The sequence below is a fragment of the Ignavibacteria bacterium genome (assembly GCA_025612375.1).
GTDB lineage: Bacteria > Bacteroidota > Ignavibacteria > Ignavibacteriales > SURF-24 > JAAXKN01.
Map to the genome: position 1 here is coordinate 76,527 of JAAXKN010000002.1, position 20,622 is coordinate 97,148.

The following is a 20,622-nucleotide window of genomic DNA, read 5'->3' on the forward strand; positions in this document are numbered from 1 at the left end:
TATTATTTTAAACATAAATAGCCCCCGGTCCTGCCGAGATAGCAGGGTTATTAAGGTAGTGAGCCTTTAGGTGGACTATTTAACCCAGGGGGCAGTGTTACCGCACTGTCCCTTGAATTCCTTCTGACCTATAGTTTCTCATATGTTTTTTACTCCTTCAGTTTTCCTTTCACCAGGTAGTGATCTCCTGTTACATTATCCTGTGCAAAGAAAAATATCTCCTTTTCAAAAGCAATTACATCGTCTAAGAGCCAAACATCATTTTTAAGCCTGAAAATGGTCTTCAGGTCGCTTCCATTGAAGTGCTGCAGTTCACCGGGCTGCCAGACGAAGAAGTCACTTCTACTTCTTCCTCCCATTATTTCTCCACCATTCAGGGTTTTGGCTGACATGAATCTCCTGTACTGCCCATAAGAATATTCATAGATCATATTCTTCATTTCAACAAATAGGTCTCCATTTATGGTATAAATCATAGTCTGATTCTCCATTTCCCAGAAGGGACCCGTTGCAATCTCCTTCAGGGTGGAATTCCCGTCATATTCATAGATTACAGTACTGTCGGGGAAAGTGTCAGCTCTGTTTTTTACTGCATAAATCAGGCACTTATTCCCCTCACCCGTGGGAAAGACACGGTAGAGGTCTATGTTCTTCTTTTTCATTACCATGCTTTGTTGCCACCTTTTCCCATCGAAGTGGTATATTACTCCATAGCTCGTATGTTGATCCCTGTAGCCAAACCCCACGGCCCAGATGTTATCAGGACTAATACCCCGGATATCCGGAAGGAGAATACTCCAATAAGATAAACTATCCACCTTTGGAATAAACATTTCTTTCCATGAGGAGCCTGAATAGTGGAATATGCTGAAGCCACCTGTATAGATGTCGGCTCTGGAGAAGCCGAAGATGCAGTATGGAGCAAGTCCCCACAATCCTGCTGCCTGCCAGGAATGCCCGTCATAATGCCAGAGCATTTTATCATAGTCCCCGTCTTCTCCACTCACCCATACATCACTTGGACTGCTTGCCCAGATTCTACTTAGAGATAGCATTTGACTTTTTATGGTATCAACACTCCACTCGTAGTCACGCCTGCCCGGAGTGTCTTCAATGGGGGATACTGGATCCTGATGACATGAGAATGCCTGGAAAATAAATATGAGGAAAGAAATGCTGATGACTATTCTTTTCATGTCTAAGCCCTGAATGATTGCAGGAAAAAAAGAATCTGATTATTAATGGCTTAACTCTCTGAATTTATAATCTTCTTAGCTTAATGTAAATACGTATGGATGCGTATTTTTCAAAGGGATCTGGTGATTCAGTTGTTAAAGCACAGTTATTCCAAGGCAGATCATGCCTTTTCCAAAAGAATGCTCTTTTTCTTTGTCATTAATGTCTAAAGCTGTTCTGTTCACATTCTCTTTATGAATGCGGACTGTGTTTCCTGACCTGGACTTACTTAGAAATGAATGTAGGTATTGGGACGCTTTGGAGAGTGGAATAAGTATCGCAGTATGTAAGGGTTCTTTATTCATCTGTCATTCAGAAATAAAACTCTTTATATGACTTGAATGAAAGTAAGTTACAGTATTGGAAATTTAATGTCAAGTCTTCAACGTTTTAACTGAATTAATTTTATTGCTTTTATTTTTTCTATATATTTTACGGGAAGGACAATAGTATAATTGCAAATTATTTTCAAATATGCAAACAGGATTGGGAAAATATAGAACAGCTACGCTGTTCTATATTTTATTTATGCTTTTTCTACAAATAGGTATCCGCTAGCGCGGATAGAAAGAAAAAACTTTGCCATGAATTAAAAGGATAATTCCTAACTGCGTTAGCAGTTGCCTATTTGTAGCAATATGGAATAAAACTACAAATAGGTATCCGCTAGCGCGGATAGAAAGGAAAAATACTTTGAATAAAAAGGGGATTGCTTTAACTGCGTTAGCAGTTACCTATTTGTAGGATGAATAAAGGTGGGAAAATCGCTATATTTAAATATTATAAACATGCAGGTGACCTTGAGGAGAGTTCCTCAGGGTCTTTTTATTTTATAAAAATTGAAGAATTAAAATGATGCAGATCAGTGAAGCTAGAAAATTTTACCCTTATCTGAATTCGGGGCGTATCTATATGAATCACGCCGCAATAAGCCCTCTGTCTGAACCGGTTGTAAATGAGCTTAATGACTATATTTACGTTAGAAGCCGGACGGAAATTGAAAACTTCCCGGAATACCAGAAAATGCTTGTGGATACTAAAACCAAGCTGGCAGAGATGATTAACTGCGACGCCTCCAGGATCGCTTTTATGGACAACACATCCAACAGCCTTAACCTTTTAGCACAGGGGCTCGAATGGAAAACAGGCGACAGGATTGTCTTAAATGACATTGAATTCCCTTCAAATATCTACCCTTTTCTTAACCTGAAAAGCCAGGGCGTGGAAATGGATATTGTAAAAAGCCACGACGGGATAGTCTCTTTTGAGGATATTGAAAAGGCAATTACTGAAAAAACAAGGCTCGTTTCTATAAGTCACGTGCAGTTCCTCTCAGGCTACAGGGCCGACATTGAAAAAATAGGAGCGCTCTGCCGCAGTAAAGGCATTATATTTTCTGTTGATGCAATACAGTCAATGGGAGCCTTAAGGGTGGACGTTAAAAAGATGAACATTGACTTTCTGGCCTCGGGAACGCAGAAATGGATGATGGCGCTGCAGGGGCTTTCATTTGCTTTTGTAACTGAGGAGCTGCAGGAGAAAATAAGCCCTAAGTATGTGGGCTGGACGTCTGTTGCAGATGCATGGAACCTTCTGGACTATAACCTTAAGCTGAGGACGTCGGCTGAGCGCTTCCAAAACGGTACAATTTCGGCAATCGGCGTTGTGGCGCTGCACGCTTCAATTGACTTTATGAGGCGGTTCGGGCACGATAAAATTGAAGAGGCAATCCTGGGTAATACGGAGTACTTCATGGAGCGCCTGAGGGATTGCGGAATTAGTCCGGTGCTTCAGAATGTGGACAGAAATAACCTGTCTGGAATTGTGAGCTTTTCTTCCCCAAAGGCCGAGGAAGTATTTACGGAACTTGGGAAAAGGGATATAACTGCAGCCGTAAGAGAAGGTATAGTAAGGTTTTCCCCCCATTTTTACAATACACGGGAAGAAATAGACAGGGTTGTAAGTGTCCTTAAAGAGATTCTGTTCTGAAAAATAATCAGCAGGCGGACACATTCCGCCTGCTGTGACCATAGCATTAAAGCTGAGTGTCTTCCGATTTTAACGAAAGTTCAACCTTAAGGTTAAATTCAGCACCGCTGAAAAGAGTATATTTAATATTACCGATACTGCACTTATAATCCTCACCCACGAGATCACTAACAACCTTAGAAATGCCTGCTTCCAGAGAATCCGTAGATATGGATTTTAGTTTGTTGTGCAGAATTCTGTTGATATCGATGTCTTTTTCGTTTTCCTGATTCATTGTTTTCTCTCTTTATTGGAGGTTTTTATTAATTAGACGCATCCAATTTAAAAAGGTTCTGTTATTTTGCCCTTATAATGCCTAAAAGTTCCTCCGTTTTTTCCTTCATCAGGCTTTCATCGTTCCGGCTTTCGACGTTCAGGCGCAAAATGGGTTCCGTATTGGACATTCTGACGTTAAAGCGCCAGTCGGGGAATTCCACGCTAAGGCCGTCCAGGCGTTCTTTTTTACCGTTATACTTTGCATCCAGCTCTTTTATCTTTTCTGCGGGTTTATCTATAGTGGTATTAATTTCACCCGAGCATGGATAGTTCTTCACCATTTCTTCAACAAGGCTTGAAAGAGGCTTGTTTTCCTCAGAAATAAGCTGCAGCACGAGCAGGAAGGGTATCATTCCGCTGTCTGAATAGGAATTATCCCTGAAATAGTGATGAGCCGACATTTCGCCGCCATAGACTGCATTAGCCTCGCGCATCTTTTCTTTTATATATGCGTGACCGCTCTTGGATTCAACCGGGACGCCGCCATATTTTTTTACAACTTCAACCGTGTTCCAGACAAGTCTGGGGTCGTGAACGATTTTTTCGCCGGGGTGAGTCTTCAGTATGGATTTTGCCAGAAGGCCTACGATATAGTATCCTTCTATGAAATTCCCCTTTTCATCAAAGAAGAAGCAGCGGTCGTAGTCGCCGTCCCATGCCACGCCCAGGTCGGCCTTGTTTTTTAACACGGCGTCTATGGTAGGCTGCCTGTTTTCGGGCAATAAAGGGTTCGGAACGCCGTTCGGGAAGCTGGAATCGGGCTCGGTAAAAACCTTGATCATTTTAATCGGGAGGTCACCTTCAATAGCATCGAGCGCCAGTCCGACGCAGCCGTTACCCCCGTTAACCACTACATTAAGAGGCTTAATTTTATCTTTGCTGTAGAATCTCTTAAGATTATTGATAAAATCAGGCATTACATCCTTACGGGCAACACTTCCCTTTTTCTGGCTTACGGGATCAAATTCGTCATTTACTATCATTCTTTCTACTTCATTGAGCCCTGAGTCGTAACCGACCGGAACAGAACCTTTTTTTACAAATTTCATTCCGTTATATTCTGGCGGGTTATGGCTTGCCGTAATCATAATTCCCCCGTCGGCATTCAGGAAAGGGGTGGCAAAATAGATCATTTCCGTGCCGCAAAGTCCTATATCTGTAACGTCGACGCCGCTGTCTGTAATACCCTTTATAAGGCTTTCCGACAGCTGAACAGATGATTTTCTGACGTCATGGCCTACGACAATAGTTTTTGCACCGGTGAGCTTGCTGTAAGCCCTTCCGATCTTATAGGCCAGGTCCTCATTTAATTCCCCGGGCACCTTGCCGCGTATGTCATAAGCCTTAAATCCGTTGATTTTTTCCATTTTCTCTCCTTCAGTGACTAGATTTCGTTATAAATAAAAATAATATTTTTTATCCAGACAAAAAACCTGAAGTTAAAATAAAGGCATGGGGAAATTAGTGGAAGCTAAAATAAAGGCATGGGGAAATTAGTGGTAGACTTAATTTTTACATAGAATTTGTATACTCAACTCTTTACTTTTGATACAAAAAAAATAGTGGAGGCTGCAATCGAACCCAAGAATACGGTACAGTTACATTTTGTTAAATGCAATAATACCAGATGTAATTCAATTTATTTAGTAGATCCCGAGAAAACTCCTGGTGATTTGGGTTATCTGTGTCCAATCTGCCGTGCAAGAGTAAAGACCTCCCATGTGGTACAATGCGCAAGCTGCCAGACTGTTATCAACTTCGTTCATGCCTCGCCTCAGGAAGAAAAAACAGTTTATTATGTGGAAAAGTGTTCCCATTGCATTGGTACAGTGGAAGACGAATGGGAGATTGAGCCTTTATATACCCCGGAATCCTATATCTGAACCAGGGAATTATAAGTAAGACATCCGGCGGGATTTTCCTTCTCAAGGGGATTGCCTGATCCTCTTTCTCAGAGCTGCTTTTAGAGGGAATTAAAGGCTTTGAAGCCTTTTAGTTCCTGAATCCGTATTTTATTTGTAAATTAGTAATTGTAATGGTATGAGAATTATATTAATTTTCATCAGAACAGTTCATTAATTACAAATAAAATACGGAATCAATATGCTAAAAAACCTACGACAAGCTTTCCTTAGCTTGAGTGTTGCATTCTCAGTCGCCTTTATGGCAGGCTGCTCAGGAAGTACAGCAACAACACAGCAGGAAACAGCCGTAACATCAAACGTTGCCGGCGGTATCAATCTCGATACTGTTAAGGCACAGAGGTTTGATACCGGCAAAATGTGGACATTTGACAACCCTCCTGTTAAATACTTCCAGGAAGCTTACGGCTTTACTGCAACGCCTGAATGGCTTGAAAAGGCCAGAAAATCAGCGTTGAGATTTGCCAGCTACTGCTCGGCTTCCTTTGTCTCGGCCGACGGCCTGGTTATGACAAACCACCACTGCGGCCGTGAAAGCGTTACACAGGTTAACAAGGAAGGTGAAGACCTTCATAAAACAGGCTTCTATGCACAGACACTGCAGGATGAAAGACCCGTCCCGGGCCTTTATGTGGACCAGCTCGTCCTGATGAAGGACGTTACAAAAGAGGTGCAGGATGCCATAAATGCAGCAACAACAGACGCAGAAAAAGTCCAGGCCAGGAAGGACAAAATCAGTGAAATTGAGGCCCGCACAAGAAAAGAGACAGGCCTTGAGGCTTCAGTTGTAACATTATACAGCGGCGGAGAATATTCTCTCTATGGATACAAGAGATATAACGACGTGCGTCTTGTATTTGCCCCTGAAAACCAGATAGGATTCTTTGGCGGCGATTACGATAACTTTACATATCCCCGCTACAACCTCGACTGTACATTCTTCCGCGTTTATGATGAGACGGGAAAACCGTTAAAAACAGACAACTATTTCAAATGGAGCCCGCAGGGCGCAAGTGAAGGCGAGGCCATTTTTGTTATTGGCAACCCGGGAAGAACCAACCGCCTTAACACAATGGCACAGCTGGAATATTTCCGTGATGTACAGTACCCTGTAACACTCAACATGCTTAACGATTTAATTGACGTTTATTCACAGACACTGAAAGAGCATCCAGACCAGTCATTAAAGTATGAAGATATGCTCTTCGGCCTTGCAAACTCACAGAAGGTTTATGTGGGAATGATCAAAGGATTAAACGATCCGGTGCTCATGGCAAGAAAAAGAGATTTTGAAAAGAAGTTCAAGGCTGCAGTCGACTCAAAGCCCGAACTGAAGTCAAAATACGGAAATATCTGGGATAATATTGCACAGACAAGAAGTGAAATGAGGCAGTACTCAAAAGATCTTTCTGCATATTCAGTAAACCCGAGATTTTCTGCTTCTTATTTTTCAATTGCAAGGGACATCATTCAGTACGCAAACCAGATGCAGCTGCCGGAAAATGAAAGAAGCAAAAAGTTTAAGGGCGATGAGCTTGATTCCACAAAGGCAAAGATATTCCCGGATGATATGGATAAGGACTTCGATTACAAACTCGTACAGGTTTTCGCTAAAAACCTCATTAACACGCTTGGCGAAGGCAACGAGCTTGTACAGAAGCTTTTTGACGCTAAAAAGGGAAAGGACGCTGCCGACTATATGCTGAGCCACTCACAGCTTACTTCAAAAGAGTCTGTTATGGCCCTGCTTAACAAGTCACCCAAGGACATACTATCTTCAGATGATCCTTTTATCTATTTCCTGCAGAATACATCCGGCAAACTGGATGCCATCAGGCAGAAAGCCAGGGACATTCAGGACAAGGAAGCTGTTAACAATCAGCTCTTAGGGCAGGCTCTTTTTGCAGTTTACGGCACCTCAATTCCGCCTGATGCAACATTTACGCTCAGAATTGCTGACGGTGTTGTAAAGGGTTACGATTATAACGGAACCAAGGCTCCGGCAAAGACTACCTATTACGGATTATATGACAGGTACTATTCTTTCAACAAGCAGTATCCCTGGGATCTGCCTGAAAGGTGGAAGACTATTCCTCCGGAATTCAATCTTGAAACCCCGATGAACTTTATCTCTACAAACGACATTATCGGCGGCAACTCGGGAAGCCCGGTTATCAACAAAAACCTTGAAATTGTTGGTCTTGCTTTTGACGGCAACATCGAAAGCCTCCCCGGCGACTTCATCTTTACAACAGAATCTAACCGCTGCCTGAGCGTTGATTCTGAAGGTATGGTTGAGGCAATCAAGGATATGTACAAGGCTACAAGACTCGGTGAAGAGTTAAGAGCCGGAAAAATGGCTGAAGCCACAAAGTAAGTTAAAAAAGCCGCCCCCAAAAAGGCGGCTTTCTTTTTTTAGTCACTTCCCAGAAAATAATACTGTGCCTGAAGGTAGATAGAGAAATAAGAAGCCAGCGTGTTTGTAAATGTCATCCCGTACTCTGTACCCAGTCCAAAAGCCATCCCTTTGGGGCTAGTCCTGAAATCCAGCCCTGCCATAAAAGAAAAACATAAGCCAAGGTCGATTGAATTAACGTCGCTGAAGGTCCTGTCGTTAAGGAGCAAAGGTCCGATAGACTCTTCTGTATAGAAGAAGTTCTGGAATGTCTGGCTAGTTACGGCTTTTAAGGAAATGCCCTTTACGAAGGGGAAATACCTATCATAGACGCCCTGGGGCAGGAGGGCCTCAATTTTGCGTCCGTAAAGGAGTGAGAGCCTCAGGGATGAGTTTCCCATGAAGGCGGGGGAGGCATCAAGAAATATACTGGTATTAAAGCTGGTCTGTGAGGGGGAATTCCCCTTTATTGAGCCTATGCCGAAATTTCCTCCCACGCTCATGGAGTTTATCTGGGGCAGAAGCTCCGTGCTGGAAAGAAGCAAGAACAGAAAGGTTAAGATCCGGCCCATATTGTTTTCTGCTTTCGGTTATTTTTTGAGGGATTTCTCCCCGATTATACACAGGACAAACCTGCCTTAATCCGCCGGGGGCATTACAATCCAGAGGATTATATAAACCAGTATTCCTGGAAATGCTGCGCTGAGCACTGAAATGAGCACATAGGCGATTCTGACGATGGTGGGATCCCAGCCCAGCCATTCTGCTATGCCGCCGCAGACGCCTGCAATAATTTTGTTTCTGGATCTTCTTAAAGGCATTTTGTCCCCGATTTATATACTTCTTTGGCCGCCTTACAAAGGCGGCCATAAAAAACATTGCAAAATATATCGTAAAGCAGACTGAAAAGGCCGCTCACTGAAAATATGTTTAATCCATATAATGCAGTGCAAGCCAGACTGTTTTCTGTTTACGGTCAGTCCATTCTATACGATGCTTTGTATTGGCTGGAATCAAAAGATAGTCACCGGGATAGAGAACTTTTTCATCGCTTTCCCCTTCAAATAACAGGCCTGCCGAACCTCCCAAAAGTATAACCCATTCGTTTGTCTCCTGTTCATACCATTCCCCCTCGGGAGAAGCCTGTCCGCACGATACAATTCTTTCTAAAGTCAGATTATGATTATGAACTAATATATCAAAAATTTCTTTCTGGAAATTATCGGGTATTTCCGAAAAGAGATTATTTACTTCCATTGCCTGTTTTTACTCCAATTAAAAAATTTCATAAGGAAATATAAACTATTTAAGGCAATTTTGCTTGTTTTTGTCCCTTAAATGCCATCTTCTTACAAAGATGGATTATTATTTATCCAAAAAACAGGGAGGCATGGCGCCATTGGCGCCATGCCTCAGAGAAACTTAAGCCAGTGAGAATTTTACAACTTTCGGCTTAACAAGCCTTTCGAAGTCCTCATACGACAATTTAATGAGTTCGGAATGTGTACCCGCATTAAAGGCAATTTCCTTGTCCCTGGTCAAAGGTTCGGCAACAAAGACCTGCATATTGTACAGGTTACCAAAAGGCGGCATGGCTCCGATTTCGCAGTCGGGGAACTGGTTTTTGAATTCTTTTTCACTGGCCAGCTCAACGTTCTCATTTCCGGTGACTTCCCTCAGCAAATCCAGATCCACCAGGTTTTTAGCCGGCAGAACGGCCATTGCCATATCATTGCCGATTTTAACTATTACTGTCTTGGCCAGGTCTTTGCCTCTGATATGGGCGGTATGAGCTACCTCCTGGGCCGTAAAGGCGGGTGAATGTTTGATGCTTATGTATTTAATGTTGTTAGCATCCAGGAACTGTTTTAATTTTCTGGCAGGCATAGTATCCTCCTTTAATTAAGTTATTAATCCGGAATGCGTTTTAATGTACCTAAAGGAAATATAATAAACAATTCCACAATAATAGTATATCTAAATTTGTCCTTGATGATAAAATGTGACCTGTGAAATTTTATTTTTTCAGGTTTTTATGTAATTTAGCAGATATGCAGAAATATAACTACTAACAATAAGAGGAGTCGAACATGAAAATTAAAATATTTGCCATGATCATTGCTGCTGCTTTCTTAATGACAGGTGTTAGTTCTTCTTTTGCGCAGGAAAAGGTTGCACCAAAGACCAAGACCGAGCAGAAGGTTGTAAAAGTTACAAAGAAAGAAACCGTAAAGGTTAAGAAGACAAAGACAAAGGTTAAAGAGCACAAGTGCACAGATAAGGAAAAAGAAAGCTGCACAAAGGCATGCGAACAGGAATAAACTGTTCTCAATGATCTGAATATATTAAAGGAGAGCCGTATGGCTCTCCTTTTTTTTGCCCCGGAAGACTGAATTAACTTCTAAAACCCCATTTAACTATTTTCTAAGAGAGAGAGAAGGATGGATATGAAAAAAGTACTATTCCTGGTTCTTTTATCGGGCTTATGTTCTGCACAATACAATGTACGTTCCCCTTACCTGCTTCAGCCGGAAAAAGCTATAGGCTACGTGGACAGCTGCGCCAGGTTCTGGAATAAGGCATATGACAATTCTCTTGGAGGGTTTTATACAAACGTCGACAAGTACGGCAATGTTACAGGTACAAACAAAAATACTCTCTCGCAGTCGCGCGATACCTACGGCTATGTGAGAGCCTTTATGCTTACGGGTAATGAGGCTTACCTCGGCTATGCGCGTGGTGCCCTCAACTTTATGTACAGTCACGCGTGGGATAAATCCTACGGCGGTTGGTTTACAAACCTGGACAAAAACGGAAACCCCGTAAACTCAAAAGAAACTAAAGACGCCTTTAACCAGCATTATGCCCTTCTTGGAATTACAGCTTATTTCGAGGCTACGGGCGACACAATGGACTGGAGCCGGCTGATGAAAGGCTACGTAAACAATGAACAGAAGCTCTGGGACAGAAGACCGGGTTACGAGGGCTATTATGACAACGCGAGCTATAACTGGACATCAAAAAGCGGGAAGAGCTTTAATGCGACCGTAGACGCCATAACGACACATACCTTATACCTTTATCTTCTAACAGGTGACGCGCAGTATAAAGATAAACTCCTTAAGATAACAGATAACATGACAGAGCATCTTGCAGGAAGCATGGACAGCCAGAAGATAGGTTTTGTGGAGGAGTTTGACAGCGACTGGAATCCGGACAATAATGAAACGATGACCATAATGGGGCACGTTCTTAAAACCGCCTGGTGCCTGGGAAGAGTTTACCAGATAAGTCCCGACACCATGTTTATTACAACCGCTAAAAAGCTAATAAAAAGCGTACTGGATAAAGGCTACGACCACCAGTATGGCGGGCCCTACAAGGACTTTGACCGCACCACAGGCCAGATGCTGATGTGGGGAGTAAGTGACACGGCAAAGGCCTGGTGGCAGATGGAACAGGCTGTAACGGCAGGCCTTGAACTCTACGACATTACAAAAAGTGATGAGTACCTTAAAATGGCTGACGAATCGCTGGACTTTTTCATGAAGTACTTTGTTGACCATGAGAACGGCGAAGTGTATTCGGACAGGACGCGAGACGGACGAAAAGTGCCGCAGTGGGGAGAAGAGAAGGGTAATAGCGGCAAGGCCGCCTATCATTCAACCGAACTGGGCTACTACACTTATCTTTATGGGAATCTTTTTTACAAAAAGGCACCCGTAAGCCTCTACTACTACTTTAAGGCAGATTCCGCGGATAGAAGCGTTTTTCTATATCCTCTTGCAATTAAGGACAACAGGCTTAAAATAAAAGATGTAACGCTTAATGGCGAAGCGTTTAATAGTTTTAATTCCTCAACAAGAACCATCAGAATACCCGCGGGGAAAGGGGGCAAGTTCAGGGTTACATTTGAATTAAATGACGTTACTTCTGCAGCATCAAACAATGGGCAGAAGCCTGAAAATTTCAGCCTCGGGCAGAATTATCCTAATCCCTTCAACCCGATAACGAGGATCAGGTATTCGGTAGGTGAAGCAGGATCGCATGTTTTACTTAAGGTATACGACGTGCTTGGAAGTGTTGCGGCAACACTGGTAGATGAGGTTAAGGATAAAGGATCATATGAGGTGGCGTTTGATGCGTCCAGGCTTTCAAGCGGGATTTATTTTTACAGGCTGCAGTCGGGAAAGAATGTAATCAGCAGGAAGATGACATTGTTGAAGTAGGGATTTTTTTAACGTTTCACGCGCAGGTAACAGATATAAAACCGCTACGCGGTTTTTGGGGTTTGGGGATATCTTCCCCAGGGTTACAAATATGAAACCGCTATCGCGGTATTTTTATGTGTCTGTCTGCGGGCAGGCGCAGCTTAATTAAGGTGAGCCATATTTGCTAGTAAGCTGCAATCTGTTTAGTTTTACCCCGGAATTTTTCCCGATTAAATTAATGGATGCTCAAATGATTAAAAAAATTCAATTTGTAATTTTTCTTTTACTTCTTCTGGTGCCGGCGCTTCAGGCACAGGATCAGAAAACACTTCTTATAAGGTGTGATGACATCGGTATGTCGCATTCGGTCAATATGGCGGCCAAAGAGCTCATTGAATCAGGCATTCCTTTTTCGGCCTCTGTTATGTTTACGTGCCCATGGTACCAGGAGGCGGTGGACCTGTTAAAAAATCACCCTGAAATAGCCGTCGGTGTGCACCTTACGCTTAATGCCGAATGGAAAAACTACAGGTGGGGTCCCGTTACGGGTAAAGACGCCGTACCGAGCCTGGTGGACAGTGCGGGATACTTCACCCCTTCGAGGGCATTATTTAAGGCAAACAAGCCCAAACTTAAGGAGATTGAAAAGGAGCTGCGGGCACAGGTGGAACGTGCCATGAAGTCGGGCCTTAAGATAACATATCTTGACCACCACATGAGCACGGCAGTAGACAGGCCGGAGTACAGGAAAATTGTTGAAAAGCTTGCTCGTGAATATCACCTGGGAATATCAAATTATTTCCAGGAGAATTATCTAAACACAATGTACAACGATCCCGTGGACAAGAAGCAGGACAGCCTTAAGGTGATACTGAGCGACCTGAGCCCTGAACGCGTGAATCTTCTTGTGTGCCACATCGGAATGGATACGCCGGAACTTCAGGCGATGATTGATTTGAACTCTTTCGGGATGAAGGAGATGAGCAGGCACCGCCAGGCTGAGCTGAATGCGCTCCTGTCACTAAAAAAAGAAATTTTAAGCGGCAGTCTGAGGCTGATCAATTATGAAAAGCTGATTTCTGAACGGGGATTAAAAAGCATGACAAGACCTGTTGATTAGAATAAAAAAGGCCGGGCGCGTAAATACCCGGCCTTTTTTATGTCAGCTGAAAACTCTCAGCATGGTTCCGTTTAAGGAAGTTTTATATTTCTGAAGGGGGCTTCCGGCAGGCCCGTTTATTACGTTTCCGTTTACGTCAAAGTTAGAGCCGTGCCTCGGGCAGTGAAAGCGCGTGGCAGAGGCCTCGTAATCAACCGTAGCTCCCTGATGTGTGCAGGTCTGTGAAAGAGCTGTGAAAGTGCTGTCGTTTATTTTAGCTATTATTAAGCCTCCCTGGTATACATATCCCCCGACGCTGTTCAGGGCTGCATTTTCCTGCTTTGAGAGGTCCAGTGTAAAGTCAACGTTCTGAGGTGCAGTCGGGATACCGCTGTCTGAAGAGTTTGATGAGCAGCTTTGAAAGCATGAACCTAATATGAGTACTGCCGCGGACTGCCCGGCTTTAAGAAGAAATTCTTTTCTATCCATTTATGGCTCCCTGTTCTTGAATTCTGAAGAAATAATTAGAATTGTGCCCTATAAGTTTAATATAGAACTGCAGCCGATAAAAACAAGATGGACAGATAAGGTAAGTTAAGTATTGGATAATAAAAAAGGCGGGCACAAGGCGCCCGCCTTTTTAAGAAGATTCAGGAGGTAATGCGGCTTTCGGCGGATTTAACAAAGTATATTACTTTTTCCAGCTCCCCCAGGAGGTCAACGTTGCTTATAAACACGTCATCGGGACCTTTAAGCTTAATTGGCGCAAAGTTCAGGACTCCCTTTATTCCGGCCTCAACCATGGTATCGAGCACATGCTGAGCAAACATTTCGGTAACTGAGATAATGCCGATTTTTATATTGTTATTTTTAACATAGTCCTTCAGCTCTTCGAACGGGTATACGGGAATGCTTCCTTCTCTTTGGATTTTTTCGGGATCGATATCGAAGCCGGCAGTAATCTGAATTCCCTCTTTGTCAAAGCCTTTATATCTCATAAGGGCGCTGCCTATGTGTCCGGCTCCGACAATGATTACCTTCTGAAGAACATCCTTACCGAGCAGGCTGTTAAGCCTTGAAAGGAGCTCGTCAATCTGATATCCGCCGCGGCGGTTGCCCGGAATTCCGAACAATGAAAAATCTTTCCTTACCTGTGCGGCAGTTACGTCAGCTGCATCTGCAAGGTTATCCGAAAATACCCTCTTAAAGCCCAGTATCCGGAACCGCAGCAAGGAACTCTTGTATTTCAAGAGCCTTATAATGGAGTGCTTGTTCCCGACCATTTTCCTCCAGTAATGTTATTAAACCAAATAACTTTAGAAAGTTAATAAATATATTCATGAAAACAACGCCTGGCAAGAATAATTATTCTCCACAAGCTGCTTTTTCATAAACTAATATAAGGGCTTTTAAGACAATCCTCCACTGCCTTTGCATTTTCACCATGCCAGTGAACGTGAGGATAATTTATATAAACTGAAGTTTGGTCTCCTTCAGGTATTTTTCTTCAAGCAGCCTTACTATGTTTTTAATTAGTGTTCTTCTGAGGCCGAGTTCAACGGGTATATTGGGATCCTGATGGGCTTCATTGATTTTTGTGCCTACTACAAAATGTATAATGTCGCTGTTCATAAGGGCGTTCAATAATTTTGAAACGGCGTTATCGCGCCGGTACTCGTTTACTGTACCCGACTCGAGCACCTCAAGGAGTTTCCCGATTGTTATTGTTCCTTCTGTCACAAGGTCAATTCCCGGCATCTGGCAGCAGGGTGGTATCTCGGGGTCGCGTTCATCCAGATTGATGGTAACTTTACGTGCAAGCTCGCGTGAAATGATCTTGGCCGTTGTGCCGCCGCAGATTACTTTCTCGCCGCTGAACTTATCGATCATCAGGGCCATTTCGCTGTCTTTTTCCTTCAAGACAGGAGGCCCCGTTACGATCATAAGCCTGCGTGGTTTTCTGAAGTAGATTACTCCGCAGGTAATGTCGTCTTTGGACTTATAGTTGTCGTTATAGTGCGCCCTGTCGACTATATTTCTTGCCAGTTCGCGTGCCGAGATGTCGGCTTCGTTTCTGATTGCCTTTAGAATATGCTCAACAATCTTATCCCTCGTCCAGCCGAGGGGCATATCCTTTGAGCCCATGGCAGACTGGCTGACGCCGTCGGAAAAGAATATGATCCTGTCGCCCATCTGCACGGAAAACTCCGAATAGTTCAGGACATTTTCCTTATACCTGTTAAATGAAAGCTTGATCGGGGTTGGGGTGATTTCAAGCAGCCGGTTTTTGCGTATAAGTATGAAGGGGGGATTGTCGTATTCAATTATTCTGGCTTTGCCCGATTCCTCTATATCTGCTATTGTGAATGTGGAATAGCTGATCTTGCGCACCTTGCAGACCGGGAGAGTCCTCATTATTGTCTCTGCGGTCTGGCGTATATCTTTTTTATTTGAAATAAAGCTAATGGCCATTGTTGAAGTAAGAGCCGCAAGCACGTTTGCCTTGACTCCGCTGCCCAGTCCGTCGGACAGGACAGAAATGATCCTGTTTTCCTCTTTAATCTTGTGCAGAAGAAACACGTCGCCGCCAACGATCTGATTATGCTTGAAGTTCTGGTAGTAGTCGACCTCAATAAAACACTTTTCTTTTTCTTTACCCGTCAATGTCATCAATCTTATCCGTAGAGAAGGATTCAATAATTCCGTTTAATATAACTTCAGTTTCAGCGGCATTTTCGCCCAGGAGGTAGGCTATCTTCTGTACCGTCGATAAATTCTTGCGTATAACCTGTTTGGCCTTTGTAATTATCTGTTCCTTGCGCACCCAGGGTTCGGTAATATCCCTGAATATGCCTCCCACATAGCGGTTCTTCTCAATTGTGAAGATTGAGAACAAAAGTACAGAGCCGTTATGGTTAATTTCCTTGCCCACTATATCGGTACCGCTTTCAAGCACATTCTGGAAGAGTTTATAGAACGGGGCGATTTTATTTAAGAACGCGCCTTCAAGGCCCGGCTTAACCTCGAAGAGAAATTCGGTTTCCTCTCCCATTAGGTGTGCGAAGTTCTGGTTGCTTTCAACAATCTTAAGCTTATCGTCGACGATCACGATTCCCGAAGGCATCGTTTTAATGAGGGCGTTTGCCTTTTTCTGCGCGAGCTGCCTCATGTATGAAACGCACATTGTCTTCTCTGACTTTCCGTCAAGAAACGAGACGGCAAAGTCGCGGCATGAATTATAGCCGCACCCGGCGCAGTTAAGTTCATCCTTATGGTTAATTTTGCCGATATCGTCGAGCACGGCCCTGATTTCCCGTTCGCTGTACTGTTTTCTTTCGACAGCCGGCACATTAAAGTTTTCTTCAATTGTTATTGAAGGCTTTCTCGGGATCTCTTGTTCCGGATATTCGGCCTGGCTTATAACATTGTACCTCTTAAGCAAGGTTGAGCACCTGTTCTGTGCCTTGGGGCCGTTGATGCAACCGCCATTGCAGGCCAGGAGTTCAAGGAAAAGGTTGTCTTTAAGTTCAAGTTTCTCCGCGTCCCTGAGGGCATTGGAAATATTGCTTATGCCGGAGAAGCTCATAAAGCGGCAGTCCGTTACGGGAAGGCTGGCCTTAAGGCCTGCAATCATGCCGCCGTCAACCGGGTAGAGCGCGCCTTCTTTTGCCTTCTCAGGAATAAACGTGTCACTTTCAGAGCAGGCGAGTTCCTCGAGTGAGAGGTTTTCCTCTTTCAGCCAGCGCCTTAAGTCCTCATATGTAATTGCGGCATCCAGCAGTTCCGGGTGAAGGTCGGCCTCTTTTTTCTTTGCAATGCAGGGCCCGATAAACACTATGCCTATATCGCTGCCGTAAATACTTTTAAGGAGCCTGCACTGTGAAAGAAGCGGGGAAAGCAGGTTTGTAAGGTATCCTGACACCTGTGGTTTGTATTTTTTAAGGTATTCAACTACAGAGGGGCAGGCCGAAGAGATCAGGAGTTTCCCCTCGTTTTTCTGCAGGAGCTCTGCAACGTTAGCCGAAACCTCCTGTGCTCCGATGGCGGTTTCAGAAACGCCATAGAAGCCGAGCCTTTTTAAGGCTGCAATCATGCGCGCCGGTTTAAGTCCGGGGAATTCACTTACAAATGAGGGAGCAAGGGAAGCTATTACGCGGTCTTTAAGCCTCAGAAGCTGGCGCACGCGTCCCAGGTCATCTCTTACTTTTTTTGCTCCTGCGGGGCAGACTTCCACGCAGGTGCCGCACATGATACATAGTTCGTACATGACGGTGGCGCTTCCGTCTTCAACTTTAATGGCTTTAACAGGGCAGGCGCGTACACATTTGTAGCAGTCCTGGCAATTTGCTTTTTCTGTATAAACAGGCTTTAAGTAATTCATAATTTTCAGCTATTTAATAAGCACATAGTTCAGCAGTTCAACAAGTGTGGAAGGATCCACGAAATTATATAATTTCCCGTTTATCCTTACGTTAGGACCCTTGTTGCACATATCCTCGCAAAGGTTACCTGAAACCTCTACTTTTAATTTCAGGTTATTAGCCCGTATAAATTCCCTGATTACTTCCAGGTTCTTGTTATTTCCTCTTGAAAAGCAGGAGCTGCCCATACAGATTACGATACTGTTTTGAATATTTTCCTCTTGCATCACAGATTACTCCATTTATTCAAGGCTGCAGGAGAAACGGGAATTTCATTCTCTTTTCAGCTTGTCTTTTCAGCTGACCTGACGAAATAAATTACCTTTTCCAGTTCGCCCAGCAGGTCCACGTTATTAATAAATGTCTCCGAGGTGCCTTTAAGCTTAAAGGGAGCAAAATTCAAGACTCCCTTAATTCCTGCGGAAATCATTGCATCGAATGCTTCCTGTGCAAAGGCTTCTGTAACAGCCAGAATGCCGATCTTAATGCCGTTGTTAATAACAAAATCCTTCAGCTCATCAAAAGGGTATACGGGAATAATTCCTTCCCGGTTTATCTTCTCCGGATCGACATCAAAAGCCGCAGTGATCTGTATGCCTTCGCTTTCAAATCCCTTATATTTCAGAAGCGCACTGCCGATATGCCCGGCGCCCAGAATAACGGCTTTCTGAACCACGTCCTTGCCGAGTATACTGTTAAGTTTGGCCAGGAGCTCATCGATCTGATAGCCGCCCCTGCGGTAGCCTGAAATTCCAAATACTGAGAAATCTTTTCTAACCTGAGCCGAAGTAAAACCAGCTGCGTCAGCGAGGTTTTCAGAGAAGACCCTCTTAAAACCTAATATTCTAAAGCGCAGTAATATAGATTTATATTTCAAAAGCCTGATAACTGAATGATTACTTCCAAGCATATCTGGATTCCGGAGTTAATAAAGTAGAAAATGTGTCCGCATTAAAATGCGGACACATGGAATAAGGATTATCTATCCGGCTGATGAATCAATTATCATGCCTGTAATGTTAATACATATCAGTACTTCTTCAGTTCAGAGTCCATTACCTGGCAGGCTTTCTCCAGAGTGCACTTTTCAAGTGTATTCCCATTTATAGTAACCGATGGGCCGCGGTCGCACTGCTCGAGGCAGAAAGTAGCCTTAATGTCAACTTTCTCCTGAAGATTATTGTCATCGACGTGATCGATGAGCTTATGCAGGAGGTCCTGCGATCCCTTAAGATAGCAGCTCGTTCCGACGCAGACGCTGATCTCGAGCTTGTTTTTCTCAGAGCCTTTAAGGAGTTCTATGTCAACGTCCGAAACCCTGCGCCTGCTGCTATAAGTTGTATGCAGGAGGCTGTGGGCCTTAGGGCTGCCGGCATATTCGAGCGTTGTGTTATAGGCTTCCTGAACAAACGGGTTATCCTGTGATTTATGAATCTGAAGGTTCTTGTCGGCCGAATACAGGCCTGCTGTTCTTTTTTCCTTAACGCTCATTTCAAAAGTGACCGGCTGACCCGCGCCGCCGATGCAGCCGTTGGGGCATGACATTACTTCAATAAAGTCGTACTTGCACTCTCCCCTTTTTACTTTTTCCGCCATAGCGCGTGCGTTCTTAAGTCCGTGCACTACTGCAACGCTGATATTTGTGCCTGCGATATCGAGATTTACCTCTCTGAGGCCTTCTGTGCCGCGTACTTCATGGAAGTCCACGTGTTCGAGCTTTTTCTGCGTCAGCTTTTCGTAGACAAACCTGAGAGCCGCTTCCATAACGCCGCCGGAATTTCCGAAAATGACTCCTGCCCCGGTCTTAAAGCCAAAGGGCATGTCGAGCGATTCGGGCTCCAGGCTGTTAAAGATAATGCCTGCCTGGTCTATCATGCGTCCTAATTCCTGTGTTGTCAGTACATAGTCCACATCCGGCGAGCCGTCTTTTGAAAATTCAGGGCGCCTTGCCTCAAATTTCTTTGCCGTGCAGGGCATAATTGAAACGACTATTAGATCTTTCCTGTCGCGGTTTAATTCTTTTGTAAGGGTTTCCTTTGCCAGAGATCCGAACATCTGCTGCGGTGAGCGGCAGGATGAAAGGTTCGGCAGGAGGTCAGGGAAATACTGTTCTGCAAATTTAACCCAGCCCGGGCAGCAGGAGGTAAACTGCGGGAGTTTTTCTCCTGTTTCAATTCTTTTAATGAGCTCATTAGCTTCTTCAATAATGGTGAGGTCAGCTGAAAATGAGGTATCAAAGATTTTGTCGAAGCCGATTATCTTAAGAGCCGCGGCGATCTGACCGGTAGCATCAACGCCGGGAGCCATGTTGAACATTTCGCCAATTGCCACTCTTACTGCAGGGGCGATCTGTGCAATTACGGTTTTGGACGGGTCGCTAATTGCTTTCCAGACATCATCGATTTCAGATTTAGGAGTAATGGCGCCCGTAGGGCATACTCTTGAGCACTGGCCGCAGTCGATGCATTCAACCATTTCGAGGTCCTTGCCGAAGGCAGGAAGCACGGCGGCGTTGGAGCCGCGGAATGCAAAATCAATGGCACCGATAGACTGAATTTCGCTGCAGGCGCGCACGCAGTCGCCGCATAAAATACATTTATTAGGGTCTCTTACCAGTGAGTGTGTAGAAGTATCCAGAGGAACGGTCTGCTTCATCCTTTTGAATCTGACCTCTTCCACGCCGTGGCGCTTTGCAATGTCCTGCAGTTTGCAGTTAGAGCTCTTGGCGCATGTGGGGCAGTGGTGCTCGCCGTTGGCAAGGAGGAGTTCCAGCGTTATTTTCCTGATTTCGCGGATTTCCTGCGTTGTGGTTTTAATTTTCATGCCTGCTTCGGGCTTTGTTGAGCAGGCGCCTATAATTCCCCTTCCTTCAAGTTCAACCAGGCAGAGCCTGCAGGCTCCGTAGACGCTGAGCTCCGAGTGGTAGCAGAAAGTAGGCAGATCTATGCCTGCTTTTCTGATTATCTCTAAAAGGTTTTTCTCGCCGTTAATCGGAATTTTTCTTCCATCTATAGTTAAAAAGTTATTTTCCATG

Annotated in this window: 19 protein-coding genes; 5 read left to right on the top strand and 14 right to left on the bottom strand. The window is 44.1% G+C overall.

Translation table 11 applies throughout. The features are described 5' to 3' along the window. Positions 1 to 149: 149 nt before the first annotated feature. A complete protein-coding gene (locus HF312_02105) occupies positions 150 to 1,196 on the bottom strand; it encodes a hypothetical protein (protein ID MCU7518978.1) in 1,047 nt (348 codons plus the stop codon). A gap of 892 nt (positions 1,197 to 2,088) precedes the next feature. Here HF312_02105 and HF312_02110 point away from each other — a divergent pair. Continuing rightward, complete coding sequence (locus HF312_02110) at positions 2,089 to 3,225, top strand: aminotransferase class V-fold PLP-dependent enzyme (GenBank protein MCU7518979.1); 1,137 nt, start codon at positions 2,089 to 2,091, stop codon at positions 3,223 to 3,225. 46 nt (positions 3,226 to 3,271) lie between these two features. Here HF312_02110 and HF312_02115 read toward each other — a convergent pair whose 3' ends face one another. Both HF312_02115 and HF312_02120 read right to left on the bottom strand, forming a co-directional pair. Further along, a complete protein-coding gene (locus HF312_02115) occupies positions 3,272 to 3,499 on the bottom strand; it encodes a hypothetical protein (protein ID MCU7518980.1) in 228 nt (75 codons plus the stop codon). 61 nt (positions 3,500 to 3,560) lie between these two features. Further along, positions 3,561 to 4,907 (bottom strand): phosphomannomutase, encoded by a 1,347-nt coding sequence (locus HF312_02120; protein MCU7518981.1) that lies wholly within the window; start codon positions 4,905 to 4,907, stop codon positions 3,561 to 3,563. 796 nt (positions 4,908 to 5,703) lie between these two features. On the opposite strand from HF312_02120, the gene HF312_02125 reads away from it, so the two are divergent. Next, complete coding sequence (locus tag HF312_02125; GenBank protein MCU7518982.1) at positions 5,704 to 7,839, top strand: S46 family peptidase; 2,136 nt, start codon at positions 5,704 to 5,706, stop codon at positions 7,837 to 7,839. A gap of 38 nt (positions 7,840 to 7,877) precedes the next feature. Here the strand turns inward: HF312_02125 and HF312_02130 are convergent, their stop codons facing one another. The 4 genes from HF312_02130 to HF312_02145 form a co-directional block, all read right to left on the bottom strand. Further along, on the bottom strand, positions 7,878 to 8,429 hold the full coding sequence (locus HF312_02130) for a hypothetical protein (protein ID MCU7518983.1): 552 nt from the start codon (positions 8,427 to 8,429) through the stop codon (positions 7,878 to 7,880). Between the two features lie 66 nt (positions 8,430 to 8,495). Continuing rightward, positions 8,496 to 8,678, bottom strand: a complete 183-nt coding sequence (locus tag HF312_02135; GenBank protein MCU7518984.1) for a PspC domain-containing protein — start codon at positions 8,676 to 8,678, stop codon at positions 8,496 to 8,498. A 109-nt stretch (positions 8,679 to 8,787) separates the two neighbouring features. Further along, a complete protein-coding gene (locus tag HF312_02140; protein MCU7518985.1) occupies positions 8,788 to 9,114 on the bottom strand; it encodes a cupin domain-containing protein in 327 nt (108 codons plus the stop codon). Between the two features lie 165 nt (positions 9,115 to 9,279). After that, a complete protein-coding gene (locus HF312_02145) occupies positions 9,280 to 9,744 on the bottom strand; it encodes a YbaK/EbsC family protein (GenBank protein MCU7518986.1) in 465 nt (154 codons plus the stop codon). 203 nt (positions 9,745 to 9,947) lie between these two features. Here HF312_02145 and HF312_02150 point away from each other — a divergent pair, with 203 nt between their 5' ends. The 3 genes from HF312_02150 (at position 9,948) to HF312_02160 (ending at position 13,188) form a co-directional block, all read left to right on the top strand. Next, positions 9,948 to 10,178 (top strand): hypothetical protein, encoded by a 231-nt coding sequence (locus HF312_02150; protein ID MCU7518987.1) that lies wholly within the window; start codon positions 9,948 to 9,950, stop codon positions 10,176 to 10,178. 1,224 nt (positions 10,179 to 11,402) lie between these two features. After that, positions 11,403 to 12,086 (top strand): T9SS type A sorting domain-containing protein, encoded by a 684-nt coding sequence (locus HF312_02155; GenBank protein ID MCU7518988.1) that lies wholly within the window; start codon positions 11,403 to 11,405, stop codon positions 12,084 to 12,086. A gap of 232 nt (positions 12,087 to 12,318) precedes the next feature. Next, positions 12,319 to 13,188: a ChbG/HpnK family deacetylase gene (locus HF312_02160; GenBank protein MCU7518989.1), complete on the top strand. Its 870-nt coding sequence runs from the start codon at positions 12,319 to 12,321 to the stop codon at positions 13,186 to 13,188. Between the two features lie 42 nt (positions 13,189 to 13,230). On the opposite strand, the gene HF312_02165 is transcribed toward HF312_02160, so the two are convergent. The 7 genes from HF312_02165 to HF312_02195 form a co-directional block, all read right to left on the bottom strand. Next, positions 13,231 to 13,656, bottom strand: a complete 426-nt coding sequence (locus tag HF312_02165; protein MCU7518990.1) for a Rieske (2Fe-2S) protein — start codon at positions 13,654 to 13,656, stop codon at positions 13,231 to 13,233. Between the two features lie 161 nt (positions 13,657 to 13,817). Then, positions 13,818 to 14,450: a redox-sensing transcriptional repressor Rex gene (locus HF312_02170; GenBank protein ID MCU7518991.1), complete on the bottom strand. Its 633-nt coding sequence runs from the start codon at positions 14,448 to 14,450 to the stop codon at positions 13,818 to 13,820. A gap of 184 nt (positions 14,451 to 14,634) precedes the next feature. After that, positions 14,635 to 15,837, bottom strand: coding sequence for a SpoIIE family protein phosphatase (locus HF312_02175; protein MCU7518992.1), 1,203 nt, complete (start codon positions 15,835 to 15,837; stop codon positions 14,635 to 14,637). After that, a complete protein-coding gene (locus HF312_02180) occupies positions 15,821 to 17,548 on the bottom strand; it encodes a 4Fe-4S binding protein (GenBank protein ID MCU7518993.1) in 1,728 nt (575 codons plus the stop codon). Before HF312_02180 ends, HF312_02175 begins: the two co-directional genes overlap by 17 nt. Positions 17,549 to 17,557: 9 nt before the next feature. Next, a complete protein-coding gene (locus HF312_02185; GenBank protein ID MCU7518994.1) occupies positions 17,558 to 17,815 on the bottom strand; it encodes a (2Fe-2S) ferredoxin domain-containing protein in 258 nt (85 codons plus the stop codon). A 56-nt stretch (positions 17,816 to 17,871) separates the two neighbouring features. Continuing rightward, positions 17,872 to 18,498 carry a redox-sensing transcriptional repressor Rex gene (locus tag HF312_02190; protein ID MCU7518995.1) on the bottom strand — a complete coding sequence of 209 codons (627 nt, stop codon included), beginning with the start codon at positions 18,496 to 18,498 and terminating at the stop codon, positions 17,872 to 17,874. A 119-nt stretch (positions 18,499 to 18,617) separates the two neighbouring features. Further along, positions 18,618 to 20,621, bottom strand: coding sequence for a 4Fe-4S binding protein (locus HF312_02195; GenBank protein ID MCU7518996.1), 2,004 nt, complete (start codon positions 20,619 to 20,621; stop codon positions 18,618 to 18,620). Between the last annotated feature and the right edge of the window lies 1 nt (position 20,622).

Excerpts from the sequence above, each read along its gene's own strand:
- HF312_02130 (MCU7518983.1), bottom strand. The coding sequence starts at position 8,429 with ATGGGCCGGATCTTAACCTTTCTGTTCTTGCTTCTTTCCAGCACGGAG.
- HF312_02145 (MCU7518986.1), bottom strand. The coding sequence starts at position 9,744 with ATGCCTGCCAGAAAATTAAAACAGTTCCTGGATGCTAACAACATTAAA.
- HF312_02135 (MCU7518984.1), bottom strand. The coding sequence starts at position 8,678 with ATGCCTTTAAGAAGATCCAGAAACAAAATTATTGCAGGCGTCTGCGGC.
- HF312_02110 (MCU7518979.1), top strand. The coding sequence starts at position 2,089 with ATGATGCAGATCAGTGAAGCTAGAAAATTTTACCCTTATCTGAATTCG.
- HF312_02140 (MCU7518985.1), bottom strand. The coding sequence starts at position 9,114 with ATGGAAGTAAATAATCTCTTTTCGGAAATACCCGATAATTTCCAGAAA.
- HF312_02165 (MCU7518990.1), bottom strand. The coding sequence starts at position 13,656 with ATGGATAGAAAAGAATTTCTTCTTAAAGCCGGGCAGTCCGCGGCAGTA.
- HF312_02195 (MCU7518996.1), bottom strand. The coding sequence starts at position 20,621 with ATGGAAAATAACTTTTTAACTATAGATGGAAGAAAAATTCCGATTAAC.
- HF312_02115 (MCU7518980.1), bottom strand. The coding sequence starts at position 3,499 with ATGAATCAGGAAAACGAAAAAGACATCGATATCAACAGAATTCTGCAC.
- HF312_02105 (MCU7518978.1), bottom strand. The coding sequence starts at position 1,196 with ATGAAAAGAATAGTCATCAGCATTTCTTTCCTCATATTTATTTTCCAG.
- HF312_02155 (MCU7518988.1), top strand. The coding sequence starts at position 11,403 with ATGAAGTACTTTGTTGACCATGAGAACGGCGAAGTGTATTCGGACAGG.
- HF312_02120 (MCU7518981.1), bottom strand. The coding sequence starts at position 4,907 with ATGGAAAAAATCAACGGATTTAAGGCTTATGACATACGCGGCAAGGTG.
- HF312_02150 (MCU7518987.1), top strand. The coding sequence starts at position 9,948 with ATGAAAATTAAAATATTTGCCATGATCATTGCTGCTGCTTTCTTAATG.
- HF312_02125 (MCU7518982.1), top strand. The coding sequence starts at position 5,704 with ATGGCAGGCTGCTCAGGAAGTACAGCAACAACACAGCAGGAAACAGCC.
- HF312_02180 (MCU7518993.1), bottom strand. The coding sequence starts at position 17,548 with ATGAATTACTTAAAGCCTGTTTATACAGAAAAAGCAAATTGCCAGGAC.
- HF312_02175 (MCU7518992.1), bottom strand. The coding sequence starts at position 15,837 with ATGACATTGACGGGTAAAGAAAAAGAAAAGTGTTTTATTGAGGTCGAC.
- HF312_02185 (MCU7518994.1), bottom strand. The coding sequence starts at position 17,815 with ATGCAAGAGGAAAATATTCAAAACAGTATCGTAATCTGTATGGGCAGC.
- HF312_02170 (MCU7518991.1), bottom strand. The coding sequence starts at position 14,450 with ATGGTCGGGAACAAGCACTCCATTATAAGGCTCTTGAAATACAAGAGT.
- HF312_02160 (MCU7518989.1), top strand. The coding sequence starts at position 12,319 with ATGATTAAAAAAATTCAATTTGTAATTTTTCTTTTACTTCTTCTGGTG.
- HF312_02190 (MCU7518995.1), bottom strand. The coding sequence starts at position 18,498 with ATGCTTGGAAGTAATCATTCAGTTATCAGGCTTTTGAAATATAAATCT.